7 protein-coding genes and 2 pseudogenes are annotated in these 11,732 nt (G+C 61.4%); 6 read left to right on the top strand and 3 right to left on the bottom strand.

Annotation, left to right across the window (positions count from 1 at the left end; genetic code table 11):
• Together AWB65_RS37400 and benC are read left to right on the top strand one after the other, a co-directional pair.
• Window positions 1–256 (top strand): hypothetical protein (locus tag AWB65_RS37400; protein WP_235008017.1); only part of this gene is annotated, 256 nt, incomplete at its 5' end.
• 637 nt (window positions 257–893) lie between these two features.
• A complete protein-coding gene (gene benC / locus AWB65_RS33105; RefSeq protein ID WP_087671038.1) occupies window positions 894–3,683 on the top strand; it encodes a benzoate 1,2-dioxygenase electron transfer component BenC in 2,790 nt (929 codons plus the stop codon).
• A gap of 22 nt (window positions 3,684–3,705) precedes the next feature.
• Here the strand turns inward: benC and AWB65_RS33110 are convergent, their stop codons facing one another.
• Complete coding sequence (locus tag AWB65_RS33110; RefSeq protein ID WP_087671039.1) at window positions 3,706–4,638, bottom strand: helix-turn-helix domain-containing protein; 933 nt, start codon at window positions 4,636–4,638, stop codon at window positions 3,706–3,708.
• A gap of 123 nt (window positions 4,639–4,761) precedes the next feature.
• Between AWB65_RS33110 and AWB65_RS33115 the strand changes: the two are divergent.
• Window positions 4,762–5,366, top strand: a pseudogene (locus AWB65_RS33115) (SDR family NAD(P)-dependent oxidoreductase); the annotation flags it as partial.
• On the opposite strand, the pseudogene AWB65_RS33120 reads toward AWB65_RS33115, so the two are convergent.
• Together AWB65_RS33120 and garL are read right to left on the bottom strand one after the other, a co-directional pair.
• Window positions 5,366–6,157: pseudogene (locus AWB65_RS33120) on the bottom strand (2-hydroxy-3-oxopropionate reductase); the annotation flags it as partial. The pseudogenes AWB65_RS33115 and AWB65_RS33120 sit on opposite strands and share 1 nt — an antisense overlap.
• Window positions 6,158–6,199: 42 nt before the next feature.
• Entirely contained in the window at window positions 6,200–6,985 is a 786-nt protein-coding gene (gene garL / locus AWB65_RS33125) for a 2-dehydro-3-deoxyglucarate aldolase (RefSeq protein WP_087671040.1), read from the bottom strand.
• A gap of 321 nt (window positions 6,986–7,306) precedes the next feature.
• On the opposite strand from garL, the gene AWB65_RS33130 reads away from it, so the two are divergent.
• From AWB65_RS33130 to garD, 3 genes are all read left to right on the top strand, one after another.
• A complete protein-coding gene (locus AWB65_RS33130) occupies window positions 7,307–8,143 on the top strand; it encodes an NAD-dependent epimerase/dehydratase family protein (protein WP_087671041.1) in 837 nt (278 codons plus the stop codon).
• 28 nt (window positions 8,144–8,171) lie between these two features.
• Window positions 8,172–9,464 (top strand): MFS transporter, encoded by a 1,293-nt coding sequence (locus AWB65_RS33135; RefSeq protein ID WP_087671042.1) that lies wholly within the window; start codon window positions 8,172–8,174, stop codon window positions 9,462–9,464.
• A gap of 239 nt (window positions 9,465–9,703) precedes the next feature.
• Window positions 9,704–11,290, top strand: coding sequence for a galactarate dehydratase (gene garD, locus AWB65_RS33140; protein ID WP_087671043.1), 1,587 nt, complete (start codon window positions 9,704–9,706; stop codon window positions 11,288–11,290).
• Window positions 11,291–11,732: the final 442 nt, after the last annotated feature.

The following is an 11,732-nucleotide window of genomic DNA, read 5'->3' on the forward strand; positions in this document are numbered from 1 at the left end:
GGTTGCTTCCGGCTGGAGCGGTTGCCGGGTGGGACTTGCACCCACTGGAAAGCGCCACCTTTTCACGGCGCACACCCGCAGCGGTCCTTTACCTTTCTCCAAACCGGACATTCGTGGTTGTATTGAAGGTTCGATGGTTGACACGTGTTTCAACTGCAAGGGCACTCGATGTAAGCTGACGCAAAATGCATTCTTCGTAATGCAGCCCGGCTTGACAGTTATTCACGTCGCGCCTCCGGAGAGCTATACGCGTTAGGTTTAGAAGAAACGCAGCTCGAAGGCCTCTCCGGACACGGACGAGGCTTTTTTACGTACGACACCGCATCCTATCGTGTCAGCGGTTTTCAAAAAGTAACTGGTAAAGATCTGAGGTCTTAATGCAGCGCGCTACTTAGCCGTGCTCGCTACGACCAGTCTGCTGCGGCATTCCGCCGGCAAGGCTCGGTTCGCGCCAGCGGACCTGCTCAGCATTCCCTCTGCGCTTCTCGGAGCCGCTGTTGGCGTGACGTTCAATTCACGTTGGCGCCGCGCCATCGAAATGCACCACGCTGTGACATAGCCCGACTCCGCCAACAGGCTCGCGCAGCGAACGGAGCAGTGGCGATCAACCCGCTCCGAAGCGCGGCGGATGTAATGCGGTTAGTAGGTATTTTCTGGACGCGGAAGGCGTGCGAGGTCCAGATGACTATGGTCATCCGGCATCCGTCACAATGCACGTTTTGTCCGGGTGAACGTCGTCTCTGTCCGTTGAGTGCGACGCGGCTCAGGCTCTAAATTGGCGGCATTAAACCCACCGGGCGCTTGCGAGAAGCAAGGTTACCTCGCGCGCCGCCCCGTCCGAGCAAACCGCCAGCGCAGCGGAATGGTCGGGCGACTCTAGAGGAGACACCGCCATGGCCCATCAGATAACCCTCAGTTTTGAGGACGGAGTGACCCGTTTCATCGAGTGCGAGGAGGGCGAGCGCGTGACCGATGCCGCCATTCGCGCCAAGATCAATATTCCACTCGATTGCCGTGATGGCGTGTGCGGCACCTGCAAGGCGGTCTGCGAGTCCGGCGAATACGTTCTGGGCGACTGCGTGGAAGATGCGCTCAGCCCGGAAGAGGCGAGCGCCCGCAAGGTTCTCACCTGCCAAATGAGTCCACGCTCCGACTGCGTGATCCAGATCGCTACGAACTCCGACATCTCGGGTACTGGCTCGTCCTCCCACAGCGGACGGATCGCCGCCTGCCAACGAGCGTCAGCAACCACAATCGCATTTTCGGTCGAGCTCGTGAACCGCGCAGATCTCACGTTCCTTCCTGGGCAGTATGTCAACATCAAAGTGCCCGGCACCGATCAGACACGGTCCTACTCCTTCAGCTCGGGGCCATCTGAGGCGCACGTGTCCTTCCTTGTGCGCAATGTGCGTCAAGGGGCGATGTCGACCTGGCTCTGCGAAACCGCCAAAGTAGGCGACCCAATCGAGTTCCGTGGCCCGATGGGAAGCTTCTACCTGCGCCCTATCGAGCGACCGGTGCTGTTCCTGGCCGGTGGCACGGGCCTCGCGCCGTTCCTGTCGATGCTGGACAAGCTCGTCGCGGACGGCGGCAGTCCGTATCCGATCCACCTGATCCTTGGTGTGAACAGCGACGAAGATCTGGTTGGCATCGACCGGCTCGAAACCTATGCGCAGCGCCTGCCGAACTTCACCTATGCGTGCACCGTCGCCAGCCCCGGCAGTACCCATCCCAAGAAAGGCTACGTGACCCACCATATCATCGCCTCCCAGCTCAACGCTGGCGATGCCGATGTCTACCTCTGCGGCCCGCCGCCGATGGTTGATGCGGTGCGCAATTTTCTCTCGTCCGAAGGGCTGACGCCGCGCAATTTCTATTTTGAGAAATTCGCCAGCACCGGCCTGGTGGTGCAGACCGGCGAGGAGCGCATCGCTCCTGTCGATGTCGATGAAGCCTTCGACTTGCGCATGGCTCTCGAACTGGGGGCGGCTCAGCTGACTATGGGTCGGCTGTCCAGCGAGCAATTAATCATGTTCCGCCGGCTCGCCGAGGCGACGGCGCCGTTTGTGTCCGGGCGGCGCTTTACCGACGTTGCGCGCTACATCGAGGCAAACCATGCCTTCCACCTGTTCACCATTGAAGCTTCCGGCAACGCCCAACTGATCGCGCTTTACCGGCAACTGGCCGTGCAGGACTACATCGCCCGCGCGCTGACCGACCAGATCGAGATCGTCGGCGATATCGTTCAGCAGCACCGGAACATTGTCGCCGCCTTCGAACTGGGCGACCTGAACGCGGCGCGAGACGTGATCGCGCTGCATGCGCTCCACTCCAAGGCCACGATGAGCCGGGCGCTGGAGCGTATGACGCTCGGCGCGACGGCACCCATGCTCGCAGCGCCCTCTTCTATCCCGGTTGCCGTGCCGCAGAGCGCACCGCAGATCTGCCCATTCACGGCCAAGACCCTTCCGCCCTATTCACACGAACTGGACTGGCCCGAGGGGCTGGAGCCATTCAAGGTGGTCGATGACGGCTCGCAAGGCGACCCTTACGAGCACTACCGCTGGATGCGGGAGCACGCACCGGTGCTGCGTTGCCACTCGGCGACTTCGGACGTGTGGTTCCTCTCGCGCTATGACGATGTCTACCAGGCCATCCGTAACCCGAAGCTGTTTTCCTCCGAGGTCGTCAGCCCGCCGCCGCTGACGTTCCTGACGCTGTTCGATGCGCCCGACCATTCGCGGTTACGCAGGGTCGTCCAGCCGTCTTTCCTGCCGCTGGCGCTCGATCCCTTTGTCGAGCAGATCGAGCAAAGGGCGGAAGACCTGCTCGACGCGATGATTGCGAAAGGCGGCGGTGATGTCGTCAACGATTTCGCCATCCCGCTCAGCATCTCCACCATCTCCACGATGATCGACGTGCCGAACGAGGATGAGGAGAAGATGAAGTTCTGGTCGGACGAGACCTTCAGCTACTTCGGACGCCTCGCCCGCAATGCGCCGGGGACCGGCACCGACGAGCAGAGCGCGCAGGCTTTCTTCGCTTACCTCAAGGAGGCGCTGGAGCGGCTCGCTCTCACCGACAGCCAGTCGATCGCCGGGCATATTGCGCGCATGTGGAAGGACGGGTTGCTGTCGGAAAAGGAAGCGAAGGAGCTGTGCGCCTTCGTCTTCATCGCCGGGCACGACACGACGACTATCCTTGTCGCCAACGCTTTTCGCATGTTCACCGAACAGCCGGATCTGCTGGGACGTATCCGCGACAAACCCGCCGACGCTGACCGTTTCGTCGAGGAGGTGGCGCGCTATCGCGGCACCGTCCAGCGCGTGAGCCGCATCACCACCGAGGCGACCACTGTCGCGGGCGTTGATCTGCCCAAGGGCGCGGTGGTGCGATTGCTGCTGTCGGCTGCGAACCGCGACAGCAGCAAGTTTGACGAGGGCGAGACGTTCGACATCGACCGCGATTCCAACGGCCATCTGGGTTTCGGCAACGGCATGCACAAATGCCTTGGCGCGCCGCTCGCCAAGCTGGAGACGCTGATCGCGACGAAGGCATTGGCCCGCAAGGTTGGCGATATTGCGCTCGATCCGGCAAGGCCGATCCAGTACGTGCGGGGCAACAACCTGACCAACTCCGGGCCGGAGCACCTGTTCGTGAAGCTGGGTGGGTTATCGGCCTGAACCGGACGAGGGGGAAGTCGAATCAATCCGCTTTCCCCTTTCTTGGCGGCAAGGATCGATTGTGGGCCGCAGAGCGGTATTCCGTTGGCCGGAATCCCGTCTGCTTGCGGAAGAAACGACCGAAATAGGCCTCGTCCTGAAAGCCCAGTTCACTGGCGATCTGCTTCACGCTGAGCATCGAATAGCCGAGCAGCCGCTTGGCCTCATGGATCGAGCGTGCATCGATCGCCTCGATTGCCGAGACCCCGAAGGTGGCGCGGCAGATTCGCGAGAGCTGGCCGGCAGTCACGCCCATCTCGTCGGCATAGTTGGCGACCGGCCGCCGCTCACGGCAATGGCGGTCGAGCAAGGCGCGGAACCGCTCGATCCGCGCGGTCATCGTCCGCTGCTCGGAACTGGCTGAAAGCCGGGCGCTCTCGCTGAGGCGCCCGATCTTGACGAACAGGGCAATCGTCAGTGCCGCGCCTGCGGTGAACTGCCAGCGCTCGTGGCTCTCCGCCTCGTGCCCGATCGACTGAAACAGGGTGTCCAGGGGTGTGCCGCGCTCGACGTCGGGATCGATCGATAGCACTGTCGGCGTGCGGATAAATTCCAGCAGCTCGGGCGCGGCCGTCATCGCCAGCGATTCTAGCGCAGACTGCGCGGCGGTGATGACGTGACCGTCGATGTCGCTGCGGAAGTGAAAGCCGTGGACCGAGCGCGCTGGCACGACGATCAGGCATGGCGCTTCGACTGCCCAGGTCTTGCCGTCGATGAAGGTCTCGCCGCCCCCGGCGGTGACGTATAGCACCTGGATCAGCGCGTCATGGACGTGCGGCTTGATGTCGAAGTCGAAACGGCCGGCACGCAGGGGAATGCGTTCGTGATGGACCATGTCGACCCAGGATGGGTCGGCTTCCGCGCCATAGAGCGCGAAATGCCGAACGATCCGGCCGTGCTGTTGGTCATGGGCCATGATGCACGTTATGTCCTGCTATATGTAATCTCTGTCCATTGTTCCAAAGGCGCTCGAGGGGTTCAATGGCGATACAAATTGCAAGAACATAATCGCATGAAAATTTTAGGAGAAGTTAACCGCATGGGACAGGAACTTGAAAATCGCGCAGCTGCCTCGACCCCCTACAGTCTGAACCTGGACGGAAAGATCTGCGTAGTGACAGGTGCGGGCAGTGGCATTGGCGCCGGCATCGCGCGCGCCTTCGCCGATGTTGGAGCACATGTGGCGCTCGTGGATCGGAATCTTGCCGGCGCGGAAGCTGTCGCCGCCGAACTTCGGAAGGCCGGTGCGGTAGCGCAGGCGTTCAGCTGCGACGTGTCGGACGAAGCTTCGGTTGCCGCGGCTGCTGGCGAGGTTCGCGCAGCGCTAGGGCCGATCAGTGTGCTAGTCAACAATGCAGGGTTTCTGCGCGCTGGAGCTCTATCGAGGACTGGAACCAGGCCATCGGCATTAACCTGACCGGCTATCTGCTGTGCGCTCGAGCTTTCGGGCGTGACATGCTGGCGGCCGGCAAGGGCAGTATCGTCCATGTTGCCTCAATTGCGGCACACAATCCGCAGACCAATAGCGGTTCCTATAGCCCGAGCAACGCGGGCGTGCTGTTGCTCTCGCGGCAGTTGGCGGCGGAGTGGGGGCCGCGCGGGGTGCGCAGCAACTGCGTCCTGCCCGGCATGATCCGGACCGCAAGCGCCTGACACGTTGCGGTATTGGGTAGCAAGACGCCAAGCACCTGCGCCGTCGAAAGCGCGAGATTCAAATCTTTCTGATGCAACTCGATACGGAATCCTGGGTTGAAGGTGCGCTTCGTCATGCGCTCGCCGTGCACTTCAAGAATTCGCGACGACGCAAAGCCACCCATCAGCGCCTAACGAACCTTTTCCGCATCCACGCCGGCCTTGGATGCCAACAGCAACGCCTCGCCGACCGCCTCGATGGTTGCAGCGACGGTCACCTGGTTGGCGACCTTGCAGACCTGACCCGCGCCGACTTCGCCAATCAGCGACACGTTCTTGCCCATCATGTCGAAGTAGGGCTTCACTGCGTCGAAGCTCGCTTGTGAGCGGCCCACCATGATCGTCAGCGATCCCGCTTTCGCGCCCACTTCACCTCCCGAGACAGGCGCATCGGGATACTCCGCGCCACGCTCGCGCACGCGGGCGGCGAAATCGCGCGTGGCCATCGGCGAGATCGAACTCATGTCGACCACGATCTGACCGGCGCGCAGGCTCTCGGCCACGCCGTTTTCACCGAACAGCACGCGTTCGACGTCGGGCGTGTCCGGAACCATGATGAAGATGACGTCCGCCTGGGCGGCGACCGCAGCGGCACTCTCTGCCGCGACAACGCCTGCCTGCCTGCGTGAGGTCGGCCGACACGGCACCTTTAGTGAACGCGACGAGTTCGACGCCACCCTTTCGCAGATTGGCCGCCATCGGCGTGCCCATGATCCCAAGTCCGATAAGCCTGCCGTTTGCATTTGATTCTCCAAACGTTGTGATGTCACGTTGACCACGCGTGCTTACCTCTGCATGAAATGCTTCTGTACGGCCTGTGCGGCGTTACGAAGGAGGCCCATGTCCGCGCAGACCGCCACGAGCGTGCTTCCCATCGCGAGGTAGCGCTCGGCATCCGCCTGCACGGGCGCGAGAATGCCGCTTGCCTTGCCGGCCGCCTTGACGCGCTCGAAAACATGAGCGATGGCTGCCTGCACTTCGGGGTGGTTTGCGTTGCCGATATGCCCGTATGAGGCGGCGAGATCGGAGGGACCAACGAACACGGCATCAACACCATCGACCGCAGTAATCTCATCAATCGCCTCGACTGCAGCACGGCTCTCGATCTGCACGACCACGCAGATGTTGTCGTTTGCAATGTCGAAGTAGTTAGCGACGGTCCCGTAGCGATTGCCTCGTTGCCCGACCGATACGCCGCGCACGCCGAGCGGCGGGTAACGTGTCGCGGCGACGGCCCGCTGCGCATCAGCGGCGCTATCAACGAAAGGGATGAGGAAGTTGAAAAAGCCTGCGTCCAGCATGCGCTTAATGACAACGCTGTCATTTGCCGGTGGCCGCACGAAAGGCGCGCTCGGGCTGTCTTTCAGTGCCATGAGCTGCGGGATGAGCGTTAGAACATCGTTCGGGGCGTGTTCTGCATCTAGCAACAGCCAGTCGAAACCGACGAGGCCTAGCAATTCCGTCGTGATCGGACTTGCGAGGGAGGCCCATCCCCCAATCAGGCGTTCGCCGTCGCGAACCGACTGGCGAAACGTGTTCGGTAACGGTTGATAAGGGGTCGACGCTGCCATGTCTGTTTTCCTCAGATCGGGAATAAATTTTAAGGTTCGTCAGCCAAAATGTTGTCTGACATCGTAATACATCGTAACGCCATATGGCGCGCAAAATAGGAATGTTTACCCGTAGTGATCATCCAACTGGTGCTGCCGTTCCGCATGCTGGCCGGTGCTTATCCAATGCGGGTATGTGCCTAGTTGATTCGCTCACCGACAGCTCACAAAGTACGTTATCGTATGACTAGCGATTGCTTGTTGACTCGCTCTACAGTCTCGGCTTGACCGCTGGATATCTGCTAGCTTGGCTCAAGCGTTCGGGGCACTTAAAGGACTTTTATGAAGAAGATTGCCCTGAGTGGGGCCGGTGGGCAGCTCGGCTCGGTCGTACGGACGGAGTTGATCGCACGTGGCATCCCGTTGCGCTCGGCCGCAGGCTCGAAGCCCCTTGCTCCTCTGGTCGACGGTGAGGACGTGATGCACGGCGACCTGCGCGACCCGGCCGTCGTCGATCGTCTGCTGGACGGGGTCGATGTGTTGATCCACTTCGCAGGTACGAGCGTGGAGCGCCCCCTGCCTGAGATCATCGACAACAATCTGCGCGCGCTCGTCGAAGTGTACGAAGGCGCGCGCAGGCAAGGAGTCCGGCGCGTGGTGTTCGCCAGCTCGAACCATGCAATCGGCATGTATCCCGTTACCGAACATCTCACGCTCGACTGCGCGTTGCGCCCGGACGGTTTCTACGGCCTGAGCAAGGTGTGGGGCGAAGCATTAGCGAGACTGTATTGGGACAAGCACGGCATCGAGAGTATTTGCGTGCGGATCGGCAGTTGCCTCGAGCAGCCGACCGAGCCCAGACACCTGAGTACCTGGTTCGGCCATCGCGACCTGCTGCATTTCCTCGACCGTTGTATCGAAGCAGAGGACGTGGGCTTCATGACCGTCTGGGGTGTCTCCGCCAACACACGGAGTTGGTGGGACAACCGCGGCGCCGAGCGCCTGGGTTATCAGCCGACACAGAACGCCGAGGCATATGCCGCGCAAGTATTGGCACGGCCGAACCCGCTCGATGCTCTGGGCCAACGCTACCAGGGCGGCAGCTTCGTCGGCCTCGATTACTCGCGCGAGGAAACCGGGCCCGGTGGCTCGACTGCTCCCGCGGTCCGGCCCATCTGATCATTAAAAGACTTCGAGGAGACAAGTAATGAAAATCAAGGGCATCCGCTGGTGGATGGTTAGCCTGGTCGCGGCCGGGCTGATCATCAATTACCTCGCGCGCAATACGCTTTCGGTGGCGGCGCCGACGTTAATGAAAGACCTCCACATGACCACCGAGCAGTACTCCCATGTGGTGGTCGCATGGCAACTGTGTTATGCCTTCATGCAACCGGTCGCGGGCTATCTGCTTGACACGGTCGGCACCAAGATTGGTTTTGCGGCATTTGCGCTCGCCTGGTCTTTGGCCTGCGCGGCGGCGGCCTGGTCGACGGACTGGCGCAGCCTTGCGTTCTTTCGCGGCTTGCTTGGCATCGCCGAGGCGGCCGGCATTCCGGCCGGCGTGAAGGCAACAAGCGAGTGGTTCCCGGCCAAGGAGCGTTCGGTCGCAATTGGCTGGTTTAACATTGGCTCGTCCATCGGTGCGCTGCTCGCCCCGCCGCTGGTTGTGTGGGCATTGCTGCACGGGCAATGGCAATGGGCGTTTCTGATCGTCGGCGTGCTGGGCATAGTCTGGAGCGCGGTGTGGATGCTGCTGTATAAGCACCCGCGTGATCAGAAGCTGCTGAGCGACGCTGAACGGGATTACATCCTCAGTGGGCAGGAGGCCAAGCACAGCGACGTGGGCGCCTCCAAGCGAAAGTGGACCGAAATGATCGGCAGCCGCAATTTCTGGGCGATCGGCATCCCGCGGATACTGTCCGAGCCGGCCTGGCAGACTTTTAATGCCTGGATTCCGCTCTACATGATGACCGAGCGGCACATGAACCTGAAGGAAATTGCGCTGTTTGCGTGGATGCCTTTTCTGGCTGCGGACATTGGTTGCGTGCTCGGCGGCTACCTCAGTCCGCTGTTCCATAAATACGCGAAAGTCTCGCTGTTCACGTCGCGCAAGATGGTCTTCGTGTTCGGAGCACTGTGCATGGTCGGGCCGGCATGTGTCGGACTGGTGGCCAGCCCTTACGCGGCTATTGCACTGCTGTGCGTCGGCGGCTTCGCCCATCAGACCTTGTCGGGTGCGTTGTATGCGATTACGTCCGACGTGTTCGGCAAGAACGAAGTCGCAACCGCCACCGGCATGGGCGGGATGGCGGGTTACCTGGGCGCTGCGGCGTTCACGGCGCTGTTCGGCGTTTTGGTCACGCAGGTTGGTTACAGCCCGCTGTTTGTCGTACTTGCGGTGTTCGATATCATCGCGGCGGGTGTGGTGTGCTGGCTGGCGAGAAGCGGCGACCGCATGCTCGAGCCACAATTGGTGGCCGTGAATCCTGGAATAAAGTAAGGCAAGGGATATCGGCAGCTTAGATGCGGGCGTGCTTGGCGGCGCCCAGGGGGGCCGCTTTGCTTTTCATGACGTTGCGACCCGGCAGTCCTGGCTGCCGAACCGCAACTGAGCATTGGCGTGAACCGTGCTGATCCAGCACAGCAGATAGACCCTTCCCCACGCAAAATAAGCGTTCAGAGTCAAAGGATGAGCATGATTAAAGATGTGCTTCACCGCTGTTCGCTCAAAGGATGAAAATGACCCAGTCTCCCCTTTACATTCGCGTTCACCCGCAGGACAACGTGGCGATCGTCGTCAACGACGGCGGGTTGCCCGAAGGCGCCACGTTTTCCGATGGACTGATGCTGCGCGAGCGCGTGCCGCAGGGGCACAAGGTCGCGCTGACGGATCTCGCCGAGGGCGACGAAGTCATTCGCTATAACGTGGTGATCGGTTACGCGCTCAAGAATCTGCCGAAGGGAAGCTGGATCAACGAGCACGTGATCCGCATGCCGAGCCCGCCGGGACTGGAAGGCTTGCCGATCGCGACCGTGAAGGCGCCCGAGATGGCGCCGCTCGAAGGCTTCACATTCGAGGGCTATCGCAACGCGGACGGCACCGTCGGGTCGCGCAACATCCTCGCGATCACGACGACCGTGCAGTGCGTCGCCGACGTCGTGCAACACGCGGTCGCGCGCATCAAGAGCGAGTTGCTGCCGCGCTTTCCGAATGTCGACGATGTCGTGAGCCTCGGCCACACGTACGGCTGCGGCGTCGCGATCGACGCGCCCGACGCGATGGTGCCGATCCGCACCGTGCGCAACATCAGCCTGAATCCGAACTTCGGCGGCGAGGTGATGATGGTGAGCCTCGGCTGCGAGAAGCTGCAGCCCGAGCGCCTGATGCCGCCGGGAACGATCCCGATCGCGACGACCGCTGCGGACGACGTCGCCGACATCGGCGATTCCGGCGCCGATGCGAACGGCGACGTGGTCGTGCTGCAGGACGAGGAGCATGTCGGCTTCCAGTCGATGATCGAGTCGATCATGAAGATGGCCGAACATCACCTCAGACGATTGAACAACCGCCGTCGCGAGACGTGTCCGGCATCTGACCTCGTGATCGGCGTGCAGTGCGGCGGCAGCGATGCGTTTTCAGGGCTGACGGCGAATCCGGCGGTGGGTTTTGCCACCGATCTGCTCGTGCGCGCGGGCGCGACCGTGATGTTCTCCGAGGTCACGGAAGTGCGCGATGGCGTCGATCAGTTGACGAGCCGTGCGGCGAATCCGGACGTGGCGGCGGCGATCATCCGCGAGATGCAGTGGTATGACGATTACCTGAAGCGCGGCAGCGCCGATCGCAGCGCGAACACGACGCCTGGAAACAAGAAGGGCGGACTGTCGAACATCGTCGAGAAGGCGATGGGGTCGATCATCAAGTCGGGCAATTCGGCGATTTCGGGCGTGTTGTCGCCGGGGGAGAAAGTCAGGCAGAAGGGGCTGATTTACGCTGCCACGCCTGCTAGCGACTTTATTTGCGGCACGCTGCAGGTGGCGGCGGGGATCAACCTGCATGTATTTACCACCGGTCGCGGCACGCCTTACAGCCTCGCAGAAGTGCCGGTGATCAAGGTCGCGACGCGCTCCGATCTCGCGCGCCGCTGGCACGATCTGATGGACATCAACGCCGGTACGATCGCGACCGGCGAGTCTTCCATCGAAGATGTAGGTTGGGAGTTGTTCAGGCTGATGCTCGAAGTCGCGAGCGGCCGAAAAGAGACCTGTGCCGAGAAACTCAAGCTGCACAATGCGCTGGTCTTGTTTAATCCCGCGCCAGTGACCTAAGGCAGCTGAGCAAAACACTGAAATCACGACGCTCCGCCAAATGTCAACACGCCTTACTGATTCTTGGGCGCAACGGTAAACAATAGCAAACGCGCGAAGCGGATCACGAACCGATGGGCGCAATGATTCAGCCCCACTGAGTTTGATAATCATTGAGAGGCCTCCCGGCCGCCCGATAAATCGCGTTCGTCGTCTCGCCCCCGCAGACGTCGTTCGCTCATCCGTTTTTTCTGGACATGCATTGTTGGAGCAGCAGTTGCGAAGGGGGGCTCACAAGAAAGCTCGTCGCGTCTGCCGAGGTGCCAGTCACCGACTAACTGGAGCTATCCCGCCTCGAAAGCCCAGGAATTCGACTCGTCAAACGTGACGCTCGTTCTTCGTCAAGGCCATCGCCCGGTTGAAATCGATCAATCCGGAAGACCGAGCGGCAGATTCAGAGCGG

The sequence above is a fragment of the Caballeronia humi genome, assembly GCF_001544475.1.
Lineage (GTDB): Bacteria > Pseudomonadota > Gammaproteobacteria > Burkholderiales > Burkholderiaceae > Caballeronia > Caballeronia humi.